This window comes from Corynebacterium sp. HMSC08C04, assembly GCF_001807495.1.
Lineage (GTDB): Bacteria > Actinomycetota > Actinomycetes > Mycobacteriales > Mycobacteriaceae > Corynebacterium > Corynebacterium simulans.
Window position 1 is genome coordinate 25691 of sequence record NZ_KV789226.1, and the last position, 23732, is coordinate 49422.

General features: G+C 57.9%; 24 protein-coding genes. 10 read left to right on the plus strand and 14 right to left on the minus strand.

The genetic code is table 11. The features are described from left to right. Position 1: 1 nt before the first annotated feature. Both ilvD and HMPREF3169_RS08490 read left to right on the plus strand, forming a co-directional pair. Positions 2-1855, plus strand: a complete 1854-nt coding sequence (ilvD, locus tag HMPREF3169_RS08485) for a dihydroxy-acid dehydratase (RefSeq protein ID WP_061922116.1) — start codon at positions 2-4, stop codon at positions 1853-1855. A 79-nt stretch (positions 1856-1934) separates the two neighbouring features. Continuing rightward, on the plus strand, positions 1935-3203 hold the full coding sequence (locus tag HMPREF3169_RS08490) for a glycosyltransferase family 87 protein (protein ID WP_061922114.1): 1269 nt from the start codon (positions 1935-1937) through the stop codon (positions 3201-3203). Here the strand turns inward: HMPREF3169_RS08490 and HMPREF3169_RS08495 are convergent. From HMPREF3169_RS08495 to HMPREF3169_RS08505, 3 genes are all read right to left on the minus strand, one after another. Beyond that, a complete protein-coding gene (locus HMPREF3169_RS08495) occupies positions 3158-3478 on the minus strand; it encodes a transcriptional regulator (protein WP_061922111.1) in 321 nt (106 codons plus the stop codon). The genes HMPREF3169_RS08490 and HMPREF3169_RS08495 overlap by 46 nt on opposite strands. Next, the gene (locus tag HMPREF3169_RS08500) at positions 3471-3926 is read right to left on the minus strand and encodes a hypothetical protein (RefSeq protein ID WP_070456139.1); all 456 of its coding nucleotides are present in this window, start codon (positions 3924-3926) and stop codon (positions 3471-3473) included. The genes HMPREF3169_RS08495 and HMPREF3169_RS08500 overlap by 8 nt, the downstream gene beginning before the upstream one ends. A 98-nt stretch (positions 3927-4024) precedes the next feature. Beyond that, positions 4025-4978: a DoxX family protein gene (locus HMPREF3169_RS08505; protein WP_070456141.1), complete on the minus strand. Its 954-nt coding sequence runs from the start codon at positions 4976-4978 to the stop codon at positions 4025-4027. Between the two features lie 176 nt (positions 4979-5154). On the opposite strand from HMPREF3169_RS08505, the gene HMPREF3169_RS08510 reads away from it, so the two are divergent. After that, the gene (locus tag HMPREF3169_RS08510; protein WP_061922102.1) at positions 5155-6246 is read left to right on the plus strand and encodes a glutathione S-transferase family protein; all 1092 of its coding nucleotides are present in this window, start codon (positions 5155-5157) and stop codon (positions 6244-6246) included. Here HMPREF3169_RS08510 and HMPREF3169_RS08515 read toward each other — a convergent pair. After that, positions 6200-7084 carry a LysR family transcriptional regulator ArgP gene (locus tag HMPREF3169_RS08515; RefSeq protein WP_061922099.1) on the minus strand — a complete coding sequence of 295 codons (885 nt, stop codon included), beginning with the start codon at positions 7082-7084 and terminating at the stop codon, positions 6200-6202. The genes HMPREF3169_RS08510 and HMPREF3169_RS08515 overlap by 47 nt on opposite strands. A gap of 70 nt (positions 7085-7154) precedes the next feature. On the opposite strand from HMPREF3169_RS08515, the gene HMPREF3169_RS08520 reads away from it, so the two are divergent. Continuing rightward, positions 7155-7820 (plus strand): LysE/ArgO family amino acid transporter, encoded by a 666-nt coding sequence (locus HMPREF3169_RS08520; protein WP_070456143.1) that lies wholly within the window; start codon positions 7155-7157, stop codon positions 7818-7820. Positions 7821-7829: 9 nt separating this feature from the next. Here the strand turns inward: HMPREF3169_RS08520 and HMPREF3169_RS08525 are convergent, their stop codons facing one another. The 3 genes from HMPREF3169_RS08525 to gatB form a co-directional block, all read right to left on the minus strand. After that, on the minus strand, positions 7830-9278 hold the full coding sequence (locus HMPREF3169_RS08525) for a YkvI family membrane protein (RefSeq protein ID WP_070456145.1): 1449 nt from the start codon (positions 9276-9278) through the stop codon (positions 7830-7832). A 166-nt stretch (positions 9279-9444) separates the two neighbouring features. After that, a complete protein-coding gene (locus tag HMPREF3169_RS08530; protein WP_070456147.1) occupies positions 9445-10497 on the minus strand; it encodes an NAD(P)-dependent alcohol dehydrogenase in 1053 nt (350 codons plus the stop codon). A 62-nt stretch (positions 10498-10559) separates the two neighbouring features. After that, positions 10560-12068, minus strand: coding sequence for an Asp-tRNA(Asn)/Glu-tRNA(Gln) amidotransferase subunit GatB (gatB, locus tag HMPREF3169_RS08535; protein WP_070456149.1), 1509 nt, complete (start codon positions 12066-12068; stop codon positions 10560-10562). A 144-nt stretch (positions 12069-12212) separates the two neighbouring features. Here gatB and HMPREF3169_RS08540 point away from each other — a divergent pair, with 144 nt between their 5' ends. Then, positions 12213-13022, plus strand: coding sequence for a DUF4261 domain-containing protein (locus HMPREF3169_RS08540; RefSeq protein ID WP_061922088.1), 810 nt, complete (start codon positions 12213-12215; stop codon positions 13020-13022). 56 nt (positions 13023-13078) lie between these two features. On the opposite strand, the gene HMPREF3169_RS08545 is transcribed toward HMPREF3169_RS08540, so the two are convergent. Continuing rightward, a complete protein-coding gene (locus HMPREF3169_RS08545) occupies positions 13079-14110 on the minus strand; it encodes an ATP-dependent 6-phosphofructokinase (protein WP_061922085.1) in 1032 nt (343 codons plus the stop codon). A gap of 10 nt (positions 14111-14120) precedes the next feature. Beyond that, positions 14121-15509 carry a DHA2 family efflux MFS transporter permease subunit gene (locus HMPREF3169_RS08550; protein WP_070456151.1) on the minus strand — a complete coding sequence of 463 codons (1389 nt, stop codon included), beginning with the start codon at positions 15507-15509 and terminating at the stop codon, positions 14121-14123. Between the two features lie 49 nt (positions 15510-15558). Here HMPREF3169_RS08550 and HMPREF3169_RS08555 point away from each other — a divergent pair, with 49 nt between their 5' ends. Beyond that, entirely contained in the window at positions 15559-15882 is a 324-nt protein-coding gene (locus HMPREF3169_RS08555; protein WP_062044255.1) for a hypothetical protein, read from the plus strand. Between the two features lie 7 nt (positions 15883-15889). On the opposite strand, the gene gatA is transcribed toward HMPREF3169_RS08555, so the two are convergent. Both gatA and gatC read right to left on the minus strand, forming a co-directional pair. After that, entirely contained in the window at positions 15890-17374 is a 1485-nt protein-coding gene (gene gatA, locus HMPREF3169_RS08560) for an Asp-tRNA(Asn)/Glu-tRNA(Gln) amidotransferase subunit GatA (protein ID WP_061922079.1), read from the minus strand. Then, the gene (gene gatC / locus HMPREF3169_RS08565; protein WP_061922076.1) at positions 17374-17676 is read right to left on the minus strand and encodes an Asp-tRNA(Asn)/Glu-tRNA(Gln) amidotransferase subunit GatC; all 303 of its coding nucleotides are present in this window, start codon (positions 17674-17676) and stop codon (positions 17374-17376) included. The genes gatA and gatC overlap by 1 nt, the downstream gene beginning before the upstream one ends. Positions 17677-17885: 209 nt before the next feature. Here gatC and HMPREF3169_RS08570 point away from each other — a divergent pair, with 209 nt between their 5' ends. Beyond that, entirely contained in the window at positions 17886-18545 is a 660-nt protein-coding gene (locus HMPREF3169_RS08570) for an ACT domain-containing protein (protein ID WP_061922074.1), read from the plus strand. Here the strand turns inward: HMPREF3169_RS08570 and HMPREF3169_RS08575 are convergent. From HMPREF3169_RS08575 to ligA, 3 genes are all read right to left on the minus strand, one after another. Further along, on the minus strand, positions 18542-18862 hold the full coding sequence (locus tag HMPREF3169_RS08575) for a winged helix-turn-helix domain-containing protein (protein ID WP_061922071.1): 321 nt from the start codon (positions 18860-18862) through the stop codon (positions 18542-18544). The two genes, HMPREF3169_RS08570 and HMPREF3169_RS08575, sit on opposite strands and share 4 nt — an antisense overlap. Positions 18863-18874: 12 nt before the next feature. Continuing rightward, the gene (locus tag HMPREF3169_RS08580; protein ID WP_070732928.1) at positions 18875-19300 is read right to left on the minus strand and encodes a hypothetical protein; all 426 of its coding nucleotides are present in this window, start codon (positions 19298-19300) and stop codon (positions 18875-18877) included. A gap of 71 nt (positions 19301-19371) precedes the next feature. Next, positions 19372-21393 (minus strand): NAD-dependent DNA ligase LigA, encoded by a 2022-nt coding sequence (gene ligA, locus HMPREF3169_RS08585; protein ID WP_070432867.1) that lies wholly within the window; start codon positions 21391-21393, stop codon positions 19372-19374. A 54-nt stretch (positions 21394-21447) separates the two neighbouring features. Here ligA and HMPREF3169_RS08590 point away from each other — a divergent pair, with 54 nt between their 5' ends. The 3 genes from HMPREF3169_RS08590 to HMPREF3169_RS08600 are packed head-to-tail and all read left to right on the plus strand — an operon-like array spanning position 21448 to position 23677. Beyond that, positions 21448-22119 (plus strand): 3'-5' exonuclease, encoded by a 672-nt coding sequence (locus tag HMPREF3169_RS08590; RefSeq protein ID WP_061922062.1) that lies wholly within the window; start codon positions 21448-21450, stop codon positions 22117-22119. Positions 22120-22157: 38 nt separating this feature from the next. Next, a complete protein-coding gene (locus HMPREF3169_RS08595) occupies positions 22158-22667 on the plus strand; it encodes an ArsR/SmtB family transcription factor (RefSeq protein WP_061922059.1) in 510 nt (169 codons plus the stop codon). Further along, positions 22667-23677, plus strand: coding sequence for a serine hydrolase domain-containing protein (locus HMPREF3169_RS08600; protein WP_148132117.1), 1011 nt, complete (start codon positions 22667-22669; stop codon positions 23675-23677). The genes HMPREF3169_RS08595 and HMPREF3169_RS08600 overlap by 1 nt, the downstream gene beginning before the upstream one ends. Positions 23678-23732: the final 55 nt, after the last annotated feature.

A 23732-nucleotide genomic window follows, 5' to 3' on the forward strand; every position in this document is an offset into this window, starting at 1 on the left:
CATGTATCCGCTGCGCTCTAAAGTTACAACCGTAGGCAGGCAAGCCTCTGGCGCCAGAGCGCTCTGGCGCGCAACCGGCACCCAAGAACATGAGTTCGGCAAACCCATCGTGGCGATCGCAAACTCCTATACACAGTTTGTGCCCGGACACGTTCACCTTAAAAACGTCGGCGACATCGTAGCGGATGCAATCCGCGCCGCTGGTGGCGTGCCCAAGGAATTCAACACCATCGCAGTTGATGACGGCATCGCCATGGGCCACGGAGGCATGCTCTACTCCCTACCTTCGCGCGAGATCATCTCAGATTCCATCGAGTACATGGCCAACGCGCATACTGCCGACGCCTTGGTATGCATCTCCAATTGCGACAAAATCACCCCGGGCATGCTCAATGCCGCGCTTCGTCTCAATATCCCCACCATCTTCGTCTCCGGTGGCCCCATGGAGGCAGGCAAAGCAGTCGTCGTCGATGGCATTGCGCACGCGCCGACGGATCTCATTACTGCCATCACCGCCTCGGCATCCGAGGCAGTTTCAGACTCCGACCTACGCACCATCGAGGAATCCGCATGCCCGACGTGCGGCTCATGCTCTGGCATGTTCACCGCCAACTCGATGAATTGCCTTACCGAAGCTTTAGGTCTGGCACTGCCCGGAAACGGGACCACTCTGGCAACCCACACCGCGCGCAAGGAGCTTTTTACAAAGGCAGGCACCACCATCGTCGACATGTGTCGCCGTCACTACGGTGAAGAGGACGATTCCGTGCTGCCGCGCGCCATCGCAACGAAGGAAGCCTTTAGCAATGCCATGGCATTGGACATGGCCATGGGCGGGTCCACCAACACCATCTTGCACACTCTCGCCGCAGCACAGGAAGCGGAGGTTGATTTCACCCTCGAGGACATCAACGACATTTCCTACCGCGTACCGTGCCTATCTAAGGTGGCGCCCAACGGCACTTATCACATCGAGGACGTACACCGCGCCGGCGGCATCCCCGCCATCCTTGGTGAGCTGCGTCGCGCTGGCCACCTCCACCTGAAGGTGTACACCGCGCTCTACGACAACGCTGAACAGTGGTTGGACGACTGGGACATCCGTAACGACAAGGCTCTGGACAAGGCCCGCGAGCTCTTCTACGCCGCACCGGGTGGCGTGCGCACCACCAAACCTTTCTCCCAATCCAACCGCTGGGAGTCGCTGGATACCGACCAAGCCAATGGCTGCATCCATGATGCAGAGTACGCTTACTCCTCCGACGGTGGCCTCGTGGTCCTGCGCGGCAACCTCGCTCCGAATGGCGCCATCGTTAAGGCAGCGGGTGTCGAGGAAGAACTGTGGAAGTTCTCCGGCCCGGCCCGCGTGGTGGAGTCCCAAGAAGAAGCCGTCTCTATCATCCTGCGCCGCGAGATCAAGGCTGGCGATGTCATCGTCATCCGCTACGAAGGCCCCTCCGGTGGCCCCGGCATGCAGGAGATGCTGCACCCGACGTCCTTCCTCAAGGGCTCGGGTCTCGGCAAGGCATGCGCGCTGATTACCGACGGTCGTTTTTCTGGCGGCACCTCCGGACTCTCCATCGGACACATCTCCCCGGAGGCCGCACACGGTGGACTCATCGGCTTGGTCGAAGATGGCGATCAGATTTCCATCGACATCCACGCGCGCAAGCTCACCCTGGACATTGATGAGGCAGAAATTGAGCGCCGTCGCCAAGCGCAGCTGTCCCGCGAAAAACCCTGGACGCCCGTCTCCCGCAATCGCCCCGTCACCAAGGCACTGCGCGCCTACGCGGCGATGGCCACCTCGGCCGACCGCGGCGCAGTCCGCGTGGTCGATGGACACGTGAATTAGCCCAAATCATCACACTAACTTCGCCCATGCGCCACGTCCTACGCAGCGCATGGGCGAAAGTGTCCTATTGTTGATTCCGATGAAATCCGCGAATACTACGACTGCATCGGCGGCCAAATGGGCGCTGACCCTCTTCGGACTAATTGCCGGAACCATTGGAATGGTCAAGCACACGCGTATGACCGACTTCCCCATCGACATGGTGATCTACCGCGAAGGCGTCAAGGCATACATCGAGGGACGTTCGCTCTACTCCGAGCCAATGATGGCCGGTGACATTGCGCTGCCTTTTATCTACCCACCTTTCGGCGCGCTCGCGATGGTCCCGCTTACTGCGCCCGACTGGATCACCCACGATCTAGCCGGCGACATCATGAACATCCTGTCAGACCTGCTGCTTCTGGTCTGCCTCTATTTTGTATTCCGCGCGATTTTAAAGCGTCAAGACCTGTTGCTTCCCGTCGTTGCGCTGTGTTGGGCGGCTACCCTGGCATTTGAGCCGATTCGCCTCAACAATGGCTTTGCCCAGGTCAACATCGTGGTGATGGCATTAGTTGTCCTCGATCTGGTACCCCGCAAGCGTTTTCTGCCGCAGGGCATCCTCATCGGATTGGCTGCCGCCATCAAGATTACTCCGCTGGCGATGCTCCTTTATTTCTTGCTGCGCAAAGAACTGAAGCCGATCTTCGTTGCGATCGGCACAGCAACCGCGGCCACCCTCATCGCCGGCGCAGTGCGCTGGCAGGCCTTCGAGGAGTTTTTCACCTCCAAGCTGCTCGACATGGGCTCCGGCGCGGATTTCGGCGTGGCCACGGATTACCAGTCCAATAGCTCGCTCAAGGCGGTGGTCCAGCGCCTTTATACCTCCACGGAGGCAATGGAAAACAACAGCACCCTGATCAACCTCATCTGGTTGGTCGGCTCCCTCGCGGTGGTTGTGATTGGCGCACGCCTTATCCTGGCTCTTTTGAAACGCAACATGCTTGTCGACGCCCAGTTGGTCACCGCCCTCGTCATGCTGCTGATTTCCCCTGTCTCGTGGTCACACCACTGGGTCTGGCTGGCGCTTATCATCCCGGTCTTTACCTACCGCGCATGGACTTGGCGCAACCACACCTGGGTTGCGGGCTTTCTCCTCGCGGTAATGACGGCGTGGATCGCCATGGTTGTATCCGTCCCGCCGAAGTGGTGGTTCGGCGATTCCATCGACGTTCACAGCCAGCCCTACTATCAGAAGTTCTTGGTCGACGACTTCGTCTGGCTCACCTTCATCGCAGTAGCGCTCTTTGCCTACTGCCTGCGCTACGTCGCGGCTTCGCCTGCCATCTCGCGCAGAGCCGCCAAATGATTTGCAAAGGCCTCGCGGCCTTCGGCAGTCAGCATCACCCACACGGCGTCCTTCGACCGCGAGGAACCATATTCTCTAAAGCGGCTGACCAACCCTGCCTCTTCTAGCGTATTCAACTGCTTGGACAGCGTGGCGTCGGAAAGCCCCGTCTCATCACGCAGCGAGGAAAAGCGCATCTCCATGCGCATCGTGGCATCCGCCGCGCCATAAGCATTGAGCGTGGCGCAAATCTTAAAGCGGTTAATCGGGTGAATCACCGGATGAAGCTCAGGCATTGCCCACTGCTCGCTTCTGCAAATCCAGCGCACCGCTTTGCAGTGCCCAAAAAGCTCCGCACGCCCAGACCGCGGCCACAACGACCACCGCAACGACATTGCCCTTAATAAACGGGTTGAAAAGCATCGGGCTTAGCATAATGAACACGCCCAACATATAGCGCCTATCCGCCTTGGGCTGGTTGAGGGGATCTTGGCGCAGAGCGGGGCGCGTCTTCTTTTTACGCTCCACAACAATCGCAATGGCGCATATTACAACCAAAAAGACCACTAAAAAGGCTGCCAAGGGCGCTCCTTTGGGGAGAAGATTCATCGCGACGATCGAACCGGCTCCAAAAATCGCAATCAGAGAATATAGAAAAGTTTGTTTGCGGCTCGCCCGCGCGTTTACCTGCGTCTCGAAGTTCAAAGCTTCGAGAACGTCATCGGAGTTCTGCTTGTTTTCCATATAAGAAACTATGACACTTTCCACTATGGAAATCAAGGGGATCTAAAAAAATCCGCCAGCCCAATGCGAGCCAGCGGATTCCTAAACTAAAGAGCGATTTAGGCCAGCGGATTAACGGCGGCGCCGAACCACCACAGCGCTACCAGCACGGCGATGCCGATGACCACGAAGATCCACGAGGTAGCTAGTGGGCGACGCGCCCAAGAACGTTTTGCGTCGAAGGAGATAAAGCCCGGGCCAGTAAACTGCAGTGCCACCGCAATAACGAACAGCACCAGCGACAGCCAGACGGAATCCGGCCAGTTGAAAATGTCCAGGCCAGCACCGGAGGCGGCCAGCTCGTGCAGCGCCATAAAGCCGGTAACGACGAGGCCAATCATTGCCGCAAAAGGAGTCACTAGGCCGAGCAGCAAGAAGGCGCCAGCGATAAGCTGCATCGTCGGAACCGCGATAGCCAGCGGGGATGCGAAAGCGTAATCAGCAAAGTCCGTTTCCAGGCCGGAAAGCCCTTCGCCGCCACCGAGCTTGAAGAAGGTGGTTGCACCGGCGATAAGCAAGTAAGCGCTCAGCGCGATACGCACGAAAAGCAGACCAAAGTCAATGGTTCCGCGGCGACCATACTCGCGGTAGCCATCACGGCGTACCTGCTCGTCTTCGTTGGTCTCGACAGCAGTCTCATCCACCGATTCTTCATCCTCATCGAGGTCAGCCGCGCTAGCCGGCATCGCAGCGGTAGCAAAGTCCTCGTCACCGTAGACAGGTTCCGGCACCTCTTCTACCTTCTCCACCTTCTCCGTCTTTGGGTCCTCCGCACGCAGCGTCTCAAACTGCCGGGTTTCAGTAGCCTCTTCCTCAGCCTCTTCCTCCCCGAGGGCCGTCTCTGGCACAGTCTGCGCATTCGGCTTAATTTCCTGCGGCTCAGCGCGGCCGGCACGCTTAAACAAGCGGGACCGGGTGGGCTTTTCTTCAGCCTTCGCGTCGGCGTTATAGGTCGGGATATCGAGATCGTCGTCGAAGCTCGTTGCTTTATCGGGTACGTTCTTATCGCTCATACTTCAAACTTAGGGCAGCACCCAGCGCAAATGTTGCACATCACACGGCGCGGCGCGGGCTAGCCATAGATTTTTATCGACGCCTTGGCCACTTCCATTTAAAGGATGTACCATCGAGAAATAAACTTTGTTGACACGTATACAAAACTGCGCAGACCACTGGAGGGCCACTCGAAATGAGCACCAATTCAAACCCCGACTGGGCCGGCGACGCTAAAAATGCCTCACCCGACGGCGAATTTATCCGCGATACCAACTACATCGAAGACAGGATCTCCGGCCGGGTAAGCGAGGTGACCGCCCAAGAAAACGGCACCTTCCGCTGGCCACTAGAGTCCGGACGATACCGCCTGATTGCCGCCCGCGCCTGCCCATGGGCACACCGCGCCGTTATCACCCGCCGCCTCATGGGGCTGGAAGACGCCATCTCCTTGGGCCTGGCCGGCCCCACCCATGACATCCGCTCCTGGACCTTCGACCTTGATCCGGGCGAAGTAGATCCGGTCCTCGGCATCGCGCGCCTTCAGGAGGCATACTTCAACCGCTACCCCGACTACCCACGTGGAATCACGGTCCCTGCGCTCGTCGAAGAGTCAACGAAGCGCGTAGTCACCAATGACTATTCTTCCATGGTGCGCGACTTCATCAAGGAGTGGACACCATTCCAGCGCGCCGGTGCGCCGAATCTTTACCCGGACGAGCACGCTGCCGAAATTGAAGAGCTAAACGACTATATCTTCCATAACATCAACAACGGCGTGTACCGTTGCGGCTTCGCCGGCTCCCAGGATGCCTACGAAAAGGCATACGCAGACCTCTGGGAGGCGCTCGATTGGGTTGAAAAGCGCTTGGGCACCCAGCGCTACATGGTCGGAGACCACATCACCGAGACCGATATCCGCCTTTTCGTCACGCTGATCCGATTTGATCCCGTCTACTACTCCCATTTCAAGTGCTCGCGGGCCAAGATGGCGGAAATGCCCAACATCCGCGGCTACCTGCAGGAGCTCTTCCAGCTTCCGGGATTCGGTGATACCACCGACTTCACTGAGATAAAGCAGCACTATTTCATGGTCCACACCGAGATCAACCCCACCAAGATTGTCCCGGTTGGCCCCAATATGGACTGGCTCATGCAGCCACATGACCGCGGGCGATTTAGCGGTCAGCCTTTTGCTGCAGGCACCCAGCTTCCAGGACCACTCCCTGCTGGCGAGGAGATTAAGAATCCTGAGCCCTTCCAGCGCCAACTTGCCGCAAAACACTAGAGGCAGCAATCACTGTCTCGGTGAGATGCTCGAGCATCTCTGACTCCAGGCGCCAGCGCTGCCAGTAGAGATCGATGTCCATCGGCTTATCATCCAAGACCTTTAGCTCCCCGGCGTCGATAAGCGGCCGCGCCTGCAGCTCACTGACTAGGCCCCACCCCAAGCCGTAACGCACAGCGTCGAGATAGCCCTCGGAAGAAGGAATCTGTGAGACCCGCGCGCGGATGACATGCGAATCAATAAATCGCTCCCGCATCGCATCGTCCAAAATCTGATCATTGGGGCCATATCCCACCAGCGGCATTGTCTCCCATGACTCAAACCCTTCAGCCAGGTTCGGGGCCGCCACCGCGAAATAACGCAGCGAACCCAAGTAGGTCGACTCGCAGCCGGAGACCGGCGCATGCTCGCGGGTGATCGCACCCAGCACGTCGCCGCGATGCAGCATGGCCAGGCTGCGCGCTTCATCTTCAATGCGGATGCGCAGCGCCACCTCGCCGCGCTTGGCGACGTCGCGCACCACCTGCTTGAACCACGTGGCCAAGGAATCAGAATTGACCGCTACGGTAAGCGGCACGCGAGCTAGCCGGGCCTGCAGACGGGCGTCTGTCTCCGCCTGCAACAACGCCATGCGCCGGGCCGACTGCAGCAAAATCTCCCCCGCCTCGGTTGCCGTAACAGGCGTGGAGCGATGCAGAAGAATACGGCCCGTCTTCTGCTCAAGCGCCTTGATGCGCTGACTAACCGCCGAAGGAGTGATTCCCAACACTGCGGCCGCAACTTCAAAGCTGCCCTCTTCTAAAATCACCAGCAAAGTTTCCAAATGCACCGGGTTCATGAAGCTATTCTAAATCAGCTTTAGAATCATTAACTAGACTTCAGAACACTGCTCAGGCACACTAAATCTCATGTCAATTCTGCTCGCAGGCTTCCTTCTCGGTCTATCTCTGATCATCGCCATTGGCCCCCAAAATGCGTACATCATCAAGATGGGTGTTAAACGCGATCACATTAGCGCCATCATCCTCGCCTGCTTGCTTAGCGACGTCATCCTGATCAATGCCGGTGTCGGCGGCATGGGCGTCCTCGTGGAAAAGTTCCCTACCGGCCTAGTCATCATGAAGTACCTAGGTGCGGCCTACCTGCTTTACTTTGGCTTTAGCTGCTTCCGCGATGCCTTCAAGAAGGAACAAGAGGCACTCGTCGTCGAAAACACTCAGCCCACGGTGCAGCCACAGTCAGTCCACGGCTCTACTGCCGTCATAACCGCGCCCCGCCTTAAGTCACGCACCTGGCTAAAGCCCGTTATGGGAGCGATGGCACTGACCTGGCTCAACCCCCTGACATACGTTGACGTATTGGTCATGCTTGGCGGCATTGCACAGCAATATGGCCAGCAGCGCTGGCTTTTTGCCGCCGGCGCGCTGCTGGCCAGTGCCGTGTGGTTCCCCACCCTGGGCTATGGAGCATTCAAGCTTTCGCCTGTGCTTGCAAAGCCCACCACATGGCGTTATGTGAACTTCGCTATCGGTTGCGTGATGATGGTTCTGACAGCGAAGCTACTTCTTCATTAGCGAGTATTTTTACTTGCTGTTTGGCGTGAAGGGCTTGGCCTCGCCAGATTCGGCAGGAAGCTCCTCGTCCTCTTCTGGGTCACCGGTAGCGCCGGTTTCCTCAATCCACGCCTTGATTTCTTCTTCAGAGCGGTCAGTCTCGACTGCATCGCGCTCGGTGTAGTAGGTCGCTTCGTTGCGGTTCTCTTCCCACTCGCCCTTATCGAAGTCGACCTCCTCGTCACCGTCTAGACTCTCTGCAACTTCGGTCGCCAGATCCTCGTACAGTGTCTCGTCCTCCATGTTGGAGTCAACGATGTGTTGGCCGATTTCGTCATCGTAACGAGCAGCGTCGTATTCCTTATCTGGGTGCAGCTTCAGGTGCATCAGGGCACGGATACGCTCGCGGCGCATGCCCTCATCCCGGATCTGGCCAAGGGAACGCAGCCACGCAACGGCCAAGATGACCACCAGAATGAAGCCAATGTAACCCAGAACCGGGTAAACGTACTGCATCAGAGTCTTGAAGCCGGCGAAAGAAACCGCAAAGCCTGCCAGGCAGCCCGCCAGGAAGATCGGACGGTAACGGTCTTCATGGCCAGCGGACAGACGCTTGCCCAGCGCGTAGAACATGCCGATAGCGGTATTGAAGATCATCAGGTAGATGATAATTGCCATGATGACGCCCAGTACTGGGTGGATGGAGTCAACCAAGGTCAGCATCGGAATGTCAGAGTCACCGAGCATATCGGTGTTCATCAGCAGCGTAAAGCCTGCGATTCCCATCAGGACCGCATAGAGAGAGCCGCCGACAACGCCGCCCCAGCCTGCTTCGCGCGGGCTGATGTTATCGCCACCGATAACCAGGGACATGGACACCGCGAGAATCAGAGCTAGGCCGTTGTAGTTGAGCGCTGAAACCAACCAGTTGGAGATCGGAGACTCGATCTCAGCAGAAGCTGCGATAGCGGCACCCGGATCAGCGGGCATGTTCATCAACGTGTAGATGCCAACGCCCAAAACCGCGATGATGATGGTTGGCGTGAGCATACCGATGACCTGCGAGACCTTGTTGACGTCGAGCATGCCCACACCCATGACCATGACGAGCATGAGCAGTGAGCCCACCCAAGCCGACCAGCCGAACTGCTGCTCTAGGTTGGAACCTGCGCCTGCCAACATCACGAAGCCGACCGCAAACAAGGTCAAGATAACGGCCACATCGAGGCACTTGGAAACGATTGGGTGGGTGACCTCACGGAATACCTGGTTGTGCTCTGAGGCATGGAAGTAGCTACCCAACTGCAGGAAGACTGTGCCGGCCAGCGTCATTACGATGCCAGCAACGATGATTCCCCACACGCCAGATAGGCCAAAGGACGTGAAGTACTGCACGACTTCCTGGCCGGTTGCAAAGCCGGCACCGACGAGCAGTCCCACGAAGGACAAAGAAATGGACAGAATATTTTTGGTAGACACGTGTGTCTGATTGCCTTACTTATTAGACGATTTAATAAACGATAGCCTCGATCAAGAGTACGCAAGCCTAGCCCGCAAATCACAAACGCCCGAGCGCCAATCCTTTAAAACCTGAAAACTAGGCTCGATAGAAAAGCGCCCGGACCTGTGGAAACCCGAGAAGTATTTAGTTATTAAACGATTCGGTATCAATTACGAATCGGAACTTGACGTCACCTTCGACCACGCGATCGTAAGCTGCGTCAACCTCGTCTACATCCACCTTCTCGATGACTGCACCCAAACCATGCTCCGCACAGAAGTCGAGCATCTCCTGAGTCTCGGCGATGCCGCCGATATTGTTGCCCGTGAGGACCTTACCGCCGCCAACAATTCGGCTGAGCTTCAGCGACATTGCCTCCGGAGGCAGGCCAACCACGGACATAATGCCGCGTGGCTTCAGCAGCCCAAGGTAGCCCTCAAGATCGTACTGCGCCGAAATCGTGGAGAGGATGAAATCGAACTCACCACGGTGGTTCTTGAAGAAGTCCTCTTCCTCAGAGGTTGCGAGCGTGCGGTGTGCGCCAAGCTTCTTCGCTTCCTCCGCCTTGCGTGAGGTACGGGAGAGCACGGTGACGTCTGCGCCCTTTGCCGCAGCAATCTGGACGCCCATGTGGCCCAGGCCGCCGAGACCGACGATGGCTACTTTATCCCCCTCCTGGACGTTCCAACGCGCTAGGGGTGAGTAGGTGGTGATACCTGCACACAGCAGCGGTGCGGCAACGTCGAAGTCGAGTCCGTCTGGAATGCGCAGAACAAAATTCTCGTTAACAACGACCTTTTGCGCGTAGCCACCCTGCGTGATGGTCCCGTCGACGTCTTTAGAGTTATAGGTGCCAACGTTGCCGTTCAAGCAGTTCTGCTCCATAGCGGCCTGGCACTGCTCGCACTCTCCGCAGGAGTTGACGAGGCAGCCGACGCCGACGCGGTCACCAACCTTGAACTGGGTGACGTTCTCGCCCACCGCGGAGACAACTCCGGCGATCTCGTGACCGACGGTCAGCGGGAAATGAGCCTCTCCCCACTCATTACGAATGGTGTGGATATCAGAGTGGCAGATACCCGCGGCCTTGATGTCGATAACTACATCATCCTCGCGCGGGTCGCGGCGCTCGATTTCCACGACCTTGAATGGTGCATCGGGAGAGGTCTTCTGAAGTGCTTTAGTCTTAATTGGCATGAGAACCACCCTACGCCTGTTTTCATTACCGGCGCCTAATGAAAATGGCTCCCAAAACTCAATTAACCCTGCAGTTTCTCCGCAATCAGCTTGTTAACCTGCGCTGGGTCTGCCTTGCCGCGGGTGGCCTTCATGACGGCACCCACGATGGCGCCGGTGACCTTCGTGTTGCCAGCCTTGTACTTCTCCACGATGTCCAGGTTAGCGGCAAGAGCCTCGTCAACAGCAGCTTCAATCGCGCCGTCGTCACGCACAACCTCGAGCCCGCGCTTAGCGACGACCTCGTCAACGTCACCCTCGCCCGCCAAGACGCCGTCGACCGCCTGGCGCGCCAACTTGTTGGTCAGCTTGCCCTCGTTAATCAATGCGATAACGCGCGCGACCTGCTCCGGGCTGATATCGAGAGCGCTAAGCTCCACGCCGGCCTCGTTCGCCTTACCCGCCAGGTAAGAAACCCACCAGGAACGTGCCTCATCCGGCTTCGCGCCAGCTTCAGCGGTAGCGACGATGAGATCAAGCGCGCCAGCATTGACGAGGTCACGCATTTCTTCATCCTTCAAGCCCCACTCTTCCTGGATGCGAGCGCGGCGGATCCATGGCATCTCCGGCAAGGTCTTGCGGATCTCTTCCACCCACTCGCGGGAAACGATAACCGGCGGCAGATCCGGGTCGTTGAAGTAGCGGTAATCCTCAGCGGTCTCCTTTGGACGTCCCTTGGAGGTAGAACCATCCGCCTCCTGGTAGTGGCGGGTCTCCTGGACGATCTCGCCGCCATCGGTGATGACCTGGGCCTGGCGCTGCATTTCGAAGCGCACTGCCTGCTCCACGGACTTCAGGGAGTTAATATTCTTGGTCTCGGTACGGGTACCAAACTCCTCCTGGCCCACCGGGCGCAGGGAGAGGTTGGAGTCAACGCGCATAGAGCCCTGGTCCATGCGAGCATCAGAAACACCGAGGGCTGCAACCAGCTCGCGCAAAGCGGAAACATAAGCCTTGGCAACCTCAGGAGCGCGCTCGCCAGCGCCGATGATCGGCTTGGTAACGATCTCGATGAGCGGGATGCCGGCGCGGTTACAGTCCACCAGGGAGCTCGTCGCACCATGGATACGGCCGGTAGCGCCACCGATGTGAGTCAGCTTGCCGGTGTCTTCCTCCATGTGTGCTCGCTCGATCTCAACGCGCCACTCGGTGCCATCCTCCAGAACGACATCCAGGTAACCGTCGTACGCGATCGGCTCGTCGTACTGAGAGATCTGGTAGTTCTTCGGCTGGTCTGGGTAGAAGTAGTTTTTGCGCGCGAACCGAGAAGACTCAGCGATCTTGCAGTTGAGCGCAAGACCAATCTTGATTGCGCCCTCGACGCCGGCAGAGTTGACTACCGGCAGTGCGCCTGGCAGGCCCAAGGACACTGGGTCGACGTTCGAGTTCGGCGCTGCGCTGAAGTTCGTCGGCGATGTGGAAAACATCTTGGTTTGGGTATTGAGCTCGACGTGAACTTCCATACCCATTACTGGTTCGAACTTCTCTAGGACCTCGTCGTAGTCCATCAGGTCATAAATCGCAGCAGTCATGGGTGCCATCTTAGTATGAAGCCACGAACGCGCATGCATTCCCCTATGATGGCCGATACGGTTACGCGGCGTGCGCCCGAAACCACCGCATAACTAAAGCGAAACTACAGCGAAAGCAAGCCACAAACAGCTAAGGAGCCCTCAATGACCACCGCTTCCCCACAAGGAACCCCACACGCTGTTGACTATGGCCTCGTCACGTCTCTGGCCACCTCCCTCGTGTTCTTCGACAGTGCGCCCGATACCGAAGCGATGAAGTCCATGATTACACAAGCCTTCGGCAAGAACCTCGGACCGCTGGAGAAATCGGAGAAGTCCATGGTCGTAGAAATCAACGACGAGTATGCCCTCGCGTTTACTCCGGCCGCAGCAACTCGAGCAGACCTTGAAGGTGATCCATCCTTCCATCAGCACCCAATTCTGTCCGGCGATCCTGCAGGCTGGGAGGACATCGCGTGCATGGTCCTTATCAACGTCTTCCCCTCTAACGAGCGCCTCGAACTCATCAAGAACACCCGCGAGGCCCGTCTGCACCAGCTGGTCACGTTAGGCCTTGCGACGTCGGCAATTGCCCAGACTCCCGGCGCAATTGCGGTCCTTAACTCCGTGGGCCGCGTGGCCGAGAGCACGGAAAACTACGTTGAAGCTGTGGCCGATAAGCTGCCCGCGCACTACCTCGCGTCCACTTGGGTGGCACAGGACGACAACGGCCTTCAGGCCTATACTTTGGGCATGCCCATGCTCGGCCACCCAGAACTCCAGATCCGCGACTTCCAGGGCAGCCCCGACGAACTGTACTCCATGCTTGCCAACATTGCTGACTACGCCCAACAAGGCGCGACCTTAAAGGATGGCGACACCATGGCCTTCGCGGAGGGCGAACCCCCGATTCGCATCACTGCGGAGCCGTGGATTGTCGACGCCGACGTGCCCGCCCTTCGCATCCATTTCTAGGCAAAACGAAAAATGTCACCTCACAGGCGAGGTGACATTTTTTATATGCGTCCTATCTAGCCAAACAACGCTTGGGCGTTGGCATAACGCTTCGGCGGAACAACCTTCAGCTTGCCCACGGCTTCTTCCAGCGGAACCAGGTCGATGCTCTCGCCATGCAGCGCCACGCACATGCCCGACTTGCCATCGTGAGCGGCGCGAGCGGCATGGACTCCGTAGCGCGTTGCAAGCACACGGTCATAAGCAGTCGGCGTACCGCCACGCTGGATGTGGCCTAGCACCGTGGTACGCACGTCGTAGCCGGTGCGCTTCTTAATCTCGTCACCGATAACCTGGCCGATACCGTTGAAGGTCTGGTGACCGAACTGATCAACTCCGCCCTCTTCAAAGTCCATGGTGCCTTCCTTCGGCAACGCACCCTCAGCCACACAGATGATTCCGTACTTCTCGCCCATCTGGAAACGGCGTTCCATCGCCTTGGTGATGTCGGCGATATCGAAAGGCACCTCGGGAATGACCGTATAGTGCGCGCCGCCGGCCATGCCCGCGTGCAGTGCAATCCAACCCACGTGACGGCCCATGACCTCCACGATGAGGATGCGGTCATGGGACTCAGCAGTGGTGTGCAGGCGGTCGATAGCGTCAGTAGCCACGGATACTGCGGTATCGAAACCGAAGGTGTAGTCGGTGGCGTTAACGTCGTTGTCAATAGTTTTTGGTACACCAATGACCGGAATTCCATTGTCGGACAGCCACTTCGCGCCCTTTAGCGTGCCCTCGCCACCGATGGCAATGAGCGCGTCAACGCCAGCGTCTTCCATATTTGCCTTGATGGTATCCAGACCAGCCTTGAACTTATCGGGGTGCAGACGGCCAGTACCCAGAATGGTTCCGCCACGCAACAGGATGCGATCGATTTCGGCGTCGTCATAAAGATCTCGCCGGCGATCTTCCATCAGGCCTACCCAACCGTCTTCGTAGCCCACGACTGTGGAACCGAATTCGTTGGAAGCGGTGCGAACAACCGCGCGGATAACAGCATTCAGGCCGGGGCAATCGCCGCCGGAGGTAAGTACAGCAAGGCGCATGAGTTCCAACTTACCCGCTCATAATTTCGCTCGCACCGTGCAGGGTGTCCCGAAAGCTTAAGGAAGCCAGCCCACCGACTACAAGCACCGCTATGATGACGAAAAGTGCAGCAGAAATACCCGCCACCTGAAGTGCGGCCGAGACTGCCGCGACGCCGAGGACCGAGCCCACCTGGCGCGAGGTGTTGTACACGCCCGAAGCAGCCCCCATTAGATCCAGCGGTACGTCGCGCATAGTGGTCGCTGCATTCGAGCCCCAGATGAAGGATTGCCCGCAGCCCAGCACAGCAACCGGCGCGCACATCCACCACGCGCCGAAATCTAGGTTAATCACCACAAGCGCCGCGCTAAACGACGCCGCCATAATCACGAAACCGGTAATCGCCAACCGCCGCGGGTCCAAGCGATCCGCCAAGATCCCAGCCACCGGTGAAATCAGTAAAGACACCAGTGCCATCGGCGCCACGATGACTCCCGCAGTTGCCGCCCCAACCCCCTTGTCCTGCTGTAGCCACAACATGATGGGCAGCATCATCGACGCGGCCATAAAGCCCATAGCAACGATTGCGAAGCTGCCCGCGGAGTAATTGCGGTCGTCGAAAAGCCGCAGCGGCACCAAAGCCTCGCTGCCAGCTCGAGATTGCAGCCACACAAAGGCTCCCAGGCCTGCGAGTCCTACGGCCAACAGTGCCCAAATCCAGCCATCCCAGCCAGTCTCAGGGCCTTGCTGAATGCCGAACACGAGGGCGCTCAAAGCAATAAAGGACACCGCCACCGAAACGCCGTCGACCTTGCGCGCTGTGGTCTTCAGCGCCGGAACCCACATGGCCGAAAGCACCACTGCCGCAACCACGAAAGGAACGTGCGCCCAAAACACTGCCGGCCAGCCAAAGCCACCAACAAGGAATCCGCCCAGCAAAGGTCCCAAAAGTGAAGCGACCGAACCAATAACTCCCCACACGCCAAGCACACGTCCCCGCCGCTCGCGGGCAAAGACGCGATTGATGACAGCCATCGACTGCGGCATCTGCAACGAGGCGCCCACACCCTGCACCGCACGGGCGGCGATCAGAACCGAAATATTGGGCGCTAAAGCACAGGCCAGCGCACCCAAACCGAATACACTCACGCCCAGTTGGAACATTCGCTTTTGCCCGAAAATGTCTCCCAGGCGGCCCGTGCACAGCAATGGAACGACCACGCCCAACAAATAAATAGCCGAGACCCACAGCACCCCGTTGATAGAGGCACCTAGCCCTTTCTGGATGCTAGGCAAAGCAACTGCGATCATTGACTGATCGAGCAATGACACGAAAAAGCCCAGCGACAAGGCGAACATCGCCCGCCACGCCTGCCGCTCTGGTGGTAATCCTTCAGCTTCAAAAGTGGGCACATTCATGACTGCGAAGTCTAGCGACAGCAACGGACACGGGCCTAAACTGGCCGACATGGCAATGATCGATATCAAGAAACCACAGCAAGTATCCACTGCTACCACCGTGGCCTTTGGCCTCATTGGTGGCTGGCTCAGCGCCAAGGAGACCGGCATTCGCCCGTTGGGCGGCGTCATCCTCGGTGCAGCCGGAATCTGGGCCGGCCGCAGCTGGTTGGAAAAGACCAACCCAGCTACCACCGCTGCCCTGTCCGCGCTCTATGTAGGCGCATTCGGCGCCTCGCACCCGCTGGCCAAGAAGATTGGCGCGTGGCCCGCCGTGCTGAGCGTAACGGCGGCCTCCGCGGGTGCTTCCTACGTCCTCTCAGACGCGAAGTAAAAGCTAGCTACTTACGGCCAGCTTCGTAGGCAGCGCCGACCTTGTACAGGCGGTCATCTGCGAAGGCCGGGGCCATGATCTGCAGGCCCGTCGGCAGGTTGGTATCAGATGCCATGCCGGCGGGCACGGACATGCCGCACACACCCGCGAGGTTCAATGGCAGCGTGCACAGGTCGAAGTTGTACATCGCCATCGGATCCTCAACCTTCTCGCCCAGCTTGAATGCGGTGGTTGGGGTGGTCGGGGAAACCAAGACATCGACCTTCTCGAAGGCCTTCTTAAAGTCCTGCGCAATCAGCGTTCGCACGCGCTGTGCCTGCAGGTAGTACGCATCGTAGTAACCCACGGACAACGCATAAGTGCCCAGCATGATGCGGCGCTTGACCTCAGGACCAAATCCCGCCGCACGGGACAAAGACATAACCTCTTCTGCGGAGTGCGATCCATCGTCGCCCTCGCGCAGGCCATAGCGCATGCCGTCGAAGCGCGCTAGGTTAGAAGAAACCTCACACGGCATAATCAGGTAGTAGGCGGCCAGCGCATCATCAAAGTGCGGGCAGTCCACCTCGACAATCTCCGCGCCCTGTTCTTTAAGCTGCTCTACCGCTGCGTGGTAAGCCTCCATGACGCCCGGCTGCCAGCCGTCGCGCTCAAATTGCTTAATGAGGCCGACCTTGACGCCAGTAAGATCGCCCTTTGCTCCTTCGCGCGCAGCCTCCACGACCGGCGCGACCGGCTTATCCACGGAGGTTGCGTCGAATGCGTCGTGGCCAGCGATAACCTCATGCAGCAGCGCGGTATCCAGAACCGTGCGGGCGGTGGGGCCAGCCTGATCCAGAGAAGAAGCAGCAGCGATGAGGCCATAACGAGAAACCGTGCCGTAGGTCGGCTTCACGCCGACGGTATTGGTCAGAGCTGCCGGCTGACGGATCGATCCGCCAGTATCGGTACCGATGCCCAACGGCGCCTGGCCTGCCGCAAGAGCCGCAGCAGTACCGCCACCGGAGCCACCCGGGGTGCGCTCGGTGTCGTACGGGTTATGTGCCGGGCCATACGCGGAGTTCTCATTGGAGGAACCCATTGCAAACTCGTCCAAGTTGGTCTTGCCCAGAATCGGGATGCCCGCCTCACGCAGCTTGGTGACCAAGGTTGCGTCATAAGGAGACATCCAGCCCTCCAGCATCTTGGAAGCTGCGGTAGTCGGGGCGTCGGTAGTAACCAGCAGGTCCTTCAGAGCCAGAGGAACGCCAGCCAGTGCGGAGGCCGGCTTTTCGCCCGCATCGAGCGCCTTATCGACGGCGTCGGCAGTAGCCAGCGCCTGCTCCGCACCGACGTAGAGGAATGCGTTGAGCTCGTCGTTGGTCTCCGCGATGCGATCCAAGAATGCCTGCGTCACCTCGCGGGAGGTCAGCTCACGGGAATGGATCTTATCCGCCAGCTCCGCAGCGGAAAGGCTTAAAATTCCTTCTTCAGGTGCAATGAAAGTCGACATTATTCTTCTCCTCCACCCAAAATCTGCGGTACTACGAAACGATCATCCTCGGCAGCCGGAGCCTGATCCAAGGCCTGCTCGGCGGTCAGGGTGCGCACGATGACGTCCTCACGCATCGGAGCGACCACGGAGTGCGGGTGGGACATCGGCTCGACGCCCTCGGCGTCGACCTTGCCCACGGCAGACACGGAATCGACAATCTTGTCGATCTGCGTCGCAAACTGCTCCAGCTCTTCGTCGCTTAGCGCAAGGCGCGACAGCTTAGCCAGGTGCGCGACCTCTTCACGCGAAATCTCAGACACGCGTTCTCCATCCTTTAATACACAGACGTGATTGGTTACATGCTTGTAGCTATCGCACCATGGTACTGCACGAACAGGTTCCGACACAGCACCGGTCCCCGATCACCTACACGCGAATTTAATTCCGGTTTTCCAGAAAATTTCTATTGAACACTGTGGAATTGGGCTTGTACGATAGTGAAAACTATTCTTACGACCGAAAGTTAAAAATGTCCTTCCTCGTCCGTGTCCTCCTTCCCGATACCCCCGGTAGCTTAGGCAAGTTAGCGGACGCTTTAGGCAACGTCGACGCCAATATCGAATCCGTCGACATCGTGGAAAACTTCCCTGATGGTTCAGTCATGGATGACATCGTGATTGAGCTACCCAAGGGCGCAATGGCCGATGAAATCATCACCGCCGCCCAAGGCGTCGACGGCGTCGATATCGATTCGATCCGCCCCTTCAGCGGCCGCGTCGATCGCCGGGGGCAGATTAGCTTGCTTGCCGACGTCGCTTCCAAGAAGAACGTCACCGCCGCTATGGAGGAGGTCTGCGCGGCCATCCCAAAGGCACTTACCTCTAACTGGGCCATCGTAATCAACAACAATGCCCCCATCAGCCGCGTGGTTGGCTCCGATGCCGCTCCCGCCGACGACGGCACCATCCCCGAAAGCATTGACGTCGACACTGCCCGAATCTTGAACCCAGACCGCGAGGATTGGATCCCCGAGTCCTGGTCACTTCTCGATTCCGCGCTGGCCGCAGCCCCACTGGTTGGCACCAACTACGTCATCGTCATGGGCCGAGTCGGCGGGCCGGATTACCTCGCTTCCGAGGTAGACCACTTGGGCAATCTCGGCACGATTTTGGGTGCTTTCCTCCGCTAATCTAGCGGCTCAGCCGTCAAGCCCTGAACAATCCTATCCAAACAGAGCAGGTAGTCCTCAAATTGCTGCCTGCCCTGCTTCGTAAGCTTCAGATTGGTTACCGGCGTGCGGGAAACAAATTGCTTATCCACTTTCACTAAGCCGGCCTGTTCCAAGATTCCAATGTGCTTAGTCAGAAGCGAATAGCTGACACCAAGGGCATCCTTTAGCGTCTGATAGTCAACCGAGTCAACTGAATTCAGCGCCCCAAGGATGCTTAACCGCACTGGAGAATGCAGCGTTCCATCAAGGCCATTTCGCGCTTGCGATAAGTCCATCGCTTTATCCCCCTATGCGTTTTTACGAGCCTGGTTTACAAACCATAGACCCAAAAGCGTGATTGGAGCTACGGACAAAGCACTGGCAATCACGACTACAACCACATCAGCCAGATCGTTTGTCTCTCCATTCCACAGCCAACCCCCGAAAATGGCTAACGCTAGCGGAGGGATTGCGCTCAATGCGTAGATGCGCCCAAATCCCCGAGGGTGAACACGACGGTTCTTGGTTTGCTCATCGCGAAAGCGCCACACCCAAGCAAGCCATATAAACAGCAAAATCACACGCACTAAGGCTCCCCACCCCTGCGTGTCTATAAGAAAATTCACCACTAGGAAAATTGCGGTTGCTAACCCAATCTTCACGAAGCCCCACCCCTCAGCTTCGCTCAGGCCACTTGGAAGACCCAATTTCCTACCACTAAAACGCTGTGTCATGACGTACCCCTTCACTACTTCTGACCTGACATTCATCAGAGTAACAACCACCTTACAAAACGTAAAGTGGTTTACGCCCCAGCTTCCAGCAGCTCCTTAAAGCCCTCCTCATCCAAGATGGTCAGGCCCAAATCCCTCGCCTTCGTTTCCTTCGAGCCGGCGTTCTCACCAACCACGACGTAATCCGTTTTCTTAGACACCGAGCCAGAAGCCTTTCCTCCCCTTGCGATGATGGCCTCCTTCGCCGAGTCGCGGGAGAAGTCCTCCAGGGTGCCGGTCACGACGATGGTAAGCCCCTCGAGCGTCTGCTCTAGTTTTTCGGTGACCGTATCTTCCATGGTCACGCCAGCATTCGCCCACTTTTCCACGATGTTGCGGTGCCAGTCGATTTCGAACCACGCCTTAAACGACGCCGCGATAATCCCGCCCACACCATCGGTGTCCGCCAATTCGCTTTCCGACGCCGCGCGCAGCGCCTCCATCGAACCGAAACGCGTCGCCAATGCACGCGCAGCAATCGGCCCAACGTGGCGGATCGAAAGGCTCACCAGCACGCGCCAAAAGTCAGCCTGCCGCGCGCTTTCCAAGTTCTTCAACAGCTTTTTGCCTTGCGCATTGAGCTTTCCAGCCTTAGTCGTATAGGCAGAAGACTGCAGCAGCTTTTCCTCATCCAAATCGAAGAGTTCCGCTTCGTCGACAAGCACGCCCGACTCGATGAGGTCAATGGCGGCCTTCTCACCCAAGGCCTCAATGTCCATGCCTTTGCGGGAAGCCAAATACTCCAGGCGGGCGGAAAGCTGCGCCGGGCAGCTGCGCGTATTGGGACAACGCCAGTCTTGATCGCCATCTTTTTGCGGTGCCAACTTCGTGCCACAGGATGGGCAGTTTTCCGGGAACACCCACTCATGCACGCTATCGTCGCGCAGTTCAAGAACAGGCCCCAGCACCTCAGGAATGATTTCACCGGCCTTGCGGATGACGATGGTATCGCCAATCATCACGCCCTTGTTCTTGACCTCGAACTGGTTGTGGAGGGTCGCCTTCGACACCGTCGAACCAGAAACGAATACCGGTTCCATCACTGCAAACGGCGTAATCCTGCCGGTGCGTCCCACGCCGACCTCGATGTCCAGCAGCTTCGTGGTCACTTCCTCCGGCGGGTACTTGTACGCGATGGCCCAACGCGGTGCGCGCGATGTTGCACCCAGCGCACGTTGCGAAGCCAAGTCATCGACCTTGACCACGAGGCCATCCATCTCGAAGTAAGCATCATGGCGGTGCTCCGCCCAATACTTCACTTCCTTTTGCACGGCTGCAGCCGAGCTAACCTTCTTTGTATATGGCGAAACCGGTAAACCCCAGGCCTCCAGCGCCTTGTACGCATCATGCTGGGAGGTCGGCTCAAAGCCCTCACGGGCACCGATGCCATGGCAGACCATGTGCAGGCGACGCTTCTTGACCTCGTTCGGGTCCTTCATGCGCAAGCCACCTGCCGCTGCATTGCGCGGATTGGCAAACGTCGGCTTGCCGTCTTCGCGGCGTGCCGCGTTAATCTCCGCAAACTCGTCAGGGCGCATGTACACCTCGCCGCGGATTTCCACCAGCTCCGGAACGGGATATTCATCGCTGCCGCTGAGTTCATGCGGGATATCCGGAATAACCCGCGCATTCGCAGTGATATCCTCGCCGATGCGGCCGTCGCCACGCGTTGCAGCCGTAACAAGCTTGCCGCCGCGGTAAACCAAATCAATGGAAAGTCCGTCAATCTTCAGCTCAGTCAGATAGGACTTCGCCGGAGTCCTATCCAACCAATCCTGCATCTCTGTCTCATCGAAGACATTGTCCAAGCTGTAGAGGCGCTCCAGGTGCTCAATATCCACGCCCTCGGCTGGGGTCGCGCCGACCTGCTGGGTCGGAGAATCCGGAACCGCCAACTCCGGATGCTCTGCCTCTAGCTGCAGAAGCTTTTGGAAAAGCTTGTCGAAATCTGCATCTGGAATCGCGGGCTCACCGTTGTAATAAAGCTCCCGGTGCTTGCGCACTTCCTGCGCTAGTTCGGACCATTCGCGTTGGATATCTACTGGATTAGTCACAGTGAAACAGTCTAGCCAGACTCCATGTCTGGCCGAAGCGCTAGAGTGTTCCACATGAACTTCGACGCCAGCCGCATGCTCTCCTTCGACCTCGAAACCACCTCCGTAAACCCAAAAGAAGCACGAATCGTCACCTCCGCATTGGTCCGTATTGATGGCCGTGAAGTGGACAAACGCGAAATGCTCGCCGACCCAGGCGTTGAAATCCCTGAGGCCGCTGCAAAGGTCCACGGCATCACCACTGAGAAGGCCCGCGCCGAGGGCCAACCGCATGACGAAGTCCTCGAAGAGACCGTCCGCTCCATCAAGCAGGCATGGGAAGATGGCCTCACCCTCATCGTCTACAACGCCGCCTACGATCTCTCCGTCCTGCGCGCGCTCACCGGTGACTTCACCGTCACCGGCCCTGTTTTCGATCCTTTCGTAGTTGATCGCGTCAAGGACAAGTGGCGCAAGGGCAAGCGCACGCTTGGCGACGTTTCCGCACACTACGGCGTCACCCTCGAAAACGCGCACGAAGCAACTTCCGACGCCCTTGCCGCAGCTCGTATCGCGTGGATGCAGGTCCGCCAGCGTTACCCCGAGCTGTCCCAAATGAGCACCGACGAGCTCATGGAGTACCAAGCAGTCGAGTGGTACAAGGACCGTGAATCCTTCAAGAAATACCTGGAAGGTCAAGGTAAGAACGCAAGCGACGTCTCCACAGCGTGGCCGATGATTAGCTAAACATTGCAGATTTTTTACAATTCTGGAATTCTAGAAATATGAATTCCAGTACCTCTTCGAACCTTCTTGAGCAGCGACTCGCATCTCTTGAACAGCGAGTCGCCACTCTTGAAGGCAATACGCATGTAGAAACACAATCCGATTCCCGCTACTGGCTCGTCGAGGCCCTCGAAGAAGGGCCCGGCATTCCCGACGGCTCCGTCATCTTTGGCGGCGACGTCACCATCGGCAATCGCGAGTACAAATACCAATGGCAGCGCCCCACCCAATTCGTCACCGACGAGTCTTGGGAAGAAAACATCAAGCGTCTTACCGCCATCGCACATCCCACCCGCGCGGAGATCCTGCGTCGCCTCCTGTGTGCACCCGCCAGCGCCAGCGACCTTGTACAGGAGAGGCTGGCTAGCTCCACAGGAACCGCATATCACCACCTCAACGAACTCAGCAGCGCCGGGTGGATCGCCAAATCCAAGTCCGGCACCTTCGAAATCCGGCCGACCCGCGTCATCCCCCTCATGACAATCATCACCGCGACGGAGGCGCACTAATGAACTTTTCCATTGGCAAACTCGCAATCGGATTCCTGGTCACTGCTCTCGTAGCATCCGGCCTTGTCCTGGTAGGCCCTCACCGCATTGCCCTGGCAACCGAGGCCACTGGCTCGACCGACCTAGCCCAGAAGCTGCGTGACAATGCGCAGCGCGGACACCACAATCTGACGACCTTTACACTGGCGAACGGCGAGACCTCCTTCGCAGGCCTTGGTGCCGACGAACATACCGAGGTCGAAATCGGTTCGGTAACCAAGATGTTCACCGCGGAACTCATCCGCCAAGAGGTCTCTGAAGGCAACCTCAAATACGACGCTAGGGTTGGTCAGTTTCTTGATACCGGCGATTCCCCTATCAGCGATGTGCGCATCGAAGAGCTAATGGAGCACACATCTGGGCTACCAAGACTCGCTGCAACTAATCCCTTTACCGGAATCTCCACCATGCTCACAGGAGGCAACCCCTACGCGAATGAAACTAAAACACAACTCATCGATGCCGCCACTTCCTCCGACCTCGCAGGTCGCGGCGAAGAGAATTATTCCAACCTTGGCTACGGACTTCTCGGGCTCATCTTGGAAGAGGCTTCCGGTAAGCCTTTCGAACAACTGCTGCAAGAGAAAATCTTTGCACCGATTGGAATGCACGAGACTTACCTCATGACCCCAGGCAGCGTTCCTTTCGATGCCCCGCGTGGCTACACCAGTCGCGGACAAAGGGCTCAACCCTGGGAATTTCCAGCAAGTGGCGCCGCCGGCGGTATTCGGTCAACGCCCAAAGACATGAGCTTGTTCGCCAATTGGCTCATCGAACATGGCGACTTCCAGCATGGCTGGCAAGACAACGAGGCCCCAGTTCCCGCTGGTTACTGGCACAACGGAGGCACTTACGGATATTCGACAATGCTCATCATCGATCCGCAGAGTTCAAAAGTAGCCTTCGTCTCAAACGACACTGAGAAGGGCACTGAAGAACTCGCACGCACTATTTTTGAGGAGCTAGATTGATGTTTTCACTTGTAGTAATTATCGGTCTTCTGCTGAACATTGCGTGGCACCTCGT

Bases quoted from the DNA above. Each gene is read 5' to 3' on its own strand.
- HMPREF3169_RS08545 (WP_061922085.1), bottom strand. From the start codon at position 14,110: ATGCGCCTTGCTGTACTTACCTCCGGCGGCGATTGCCCCGGCCTGAAT.
- HMPREF3169_RS08510 (WP_061922102.1), top strand. From the start codon at position 5,155: ATGAGCACCAATTCAAACCCCGACTGGGCCGGCGACGCTAAAAATGCC.
- HMPREF3169_RS08575 (WP_061922071.1), bottom strand. From the start codon at position 18,862: ATGGACTTATCGCAAGCGCGAAATGGCCTTGATGGAACGCTGCATTCT.
- HMPREF3169_RS08500 (WP_070456139.1), bottom strand. From the start codon at position 3,926: ATGGAAAACAAGCAGAACTCCGATGACGTTCTCGAAGCTTTGAACTTC.
- HMPREF3169_RS08530 (WP_070456147.1), bottom strand. From the start codon at position 10,497: ATGCCAATTAAGACTAAAGCACTTCAGAAGACCTCTCCCGATGCACCA.
- HMPREF3169_RS08595 (WP_061922059.1), top strand. From the start codon at position 22,158: ATGAATTCCAGTACCTCTTCGAACCTTCTTGAGCAGCGACTCGCATCT.
- HMPREF3169_RS08550 (WP_070456151.1), bottom strand. From the start codon at position 15,509: ATGAATGTGCCCACTTTTGAAGCTGAAGGATTACCACCAGAGCGGCAG.
- HMPREF3169_RS08515 (WP_061922099.1), bottom strand. From the start codon at position 7,084: ATGAACCCGGTGCATTTGGAAACTTTGCTGGTGATTTTAGAAGAGGGC.
- HMPREF3169_RS08570 (WP_061922074.1), top strand. From the start codon at position 17,886: ATGTCCTTCCTCGTCCGTGTCCTCCTTCCCGATACCCCCGGTAGCTTA.
- HMPREF3169_RS08505 (WP_070456141.1), bottom strand. From the start codon at position 4,978: ATGAGCGATAAGAACGTACCCGATAAAGCAACGAGCTTCGACGACGAT.
- HMPREF3169_RS08580 (WP_070732928.1), bottom strand. From the start codon at position 19,300: ATGACACAGCGTTTTAGTGGTAGGAAATTGGGTCTTCCAAGTGGCCTG.
- gatA (WP_061922079.1), bottom strand. From the start codon at position 17,374: ATGTCGACTTTCATTGCACCTGAAGAAGGAATTTTAAGCCTTTCCGCT.
- gatB (WP_070456149.1), bottom strand. From the start codon at position 12,068: ATGACTGCTGCGATTTATGACCTGATGGACTACGACGAGGTCCTAGAG.
- ilvD (WP_061922116.1), top strand. From the start codon at position 2: ATGTATCCGCTGCGCTCTAAAGTTACAACCGTAGGCAGGCAAGCCTCT.
- HMPREF3169_RS08495 (WP_061922111.1), bottom strand. From the start codon at position 3,478: ATGCCTGAGCTTCATCCGGTGATTCACCCGATTAACCGCTTTAAGATT.
- HMPREF3169_RS08600 (WP_148132117.1), top strand. From the start codon at position 22,667: ATGAACTTTTCCATTGGCAAACTCGCAATCGGATTCCTGGTCACTGCT.
- HMPREF3169_RS08555 (WP_062044255.1), top strand. From the start codon at position 15,559: ATGGCAATGATCGATATCAAGAAACCACAGCAAGTATCCACTGCTACC.
- HMPREF3169_RS08490 (WP_061922114.1), top strand. From the start codon at position 1,935: ATGAAATCCGCGAATACTACGACTGCATCGGCGGCCAAATGGGCGCTG.
- HMPREF3169_RS08520 (WP_070456143.1), top strand. From the start codon at position 7,155: ATGTCAATTCTGCTCGCAGGCTTCCTTCTCGGTCTATCTCTGATCATC.
- HMPREF3169_RS08540 (WP_061922088.1), top strand. From the start codon at position 12,213: ATGACCACCGCTTCCCCACAAGGAACCCCACACGCTGTTGACTATGGC.
- HMPREF3169_RS08590 (WP_061922062.1), top strand. From the start codon at position 21,448: ATGAACTTCGACGCCAGCCGCATGCTCTCCTTCGACCTCGAAACCACC.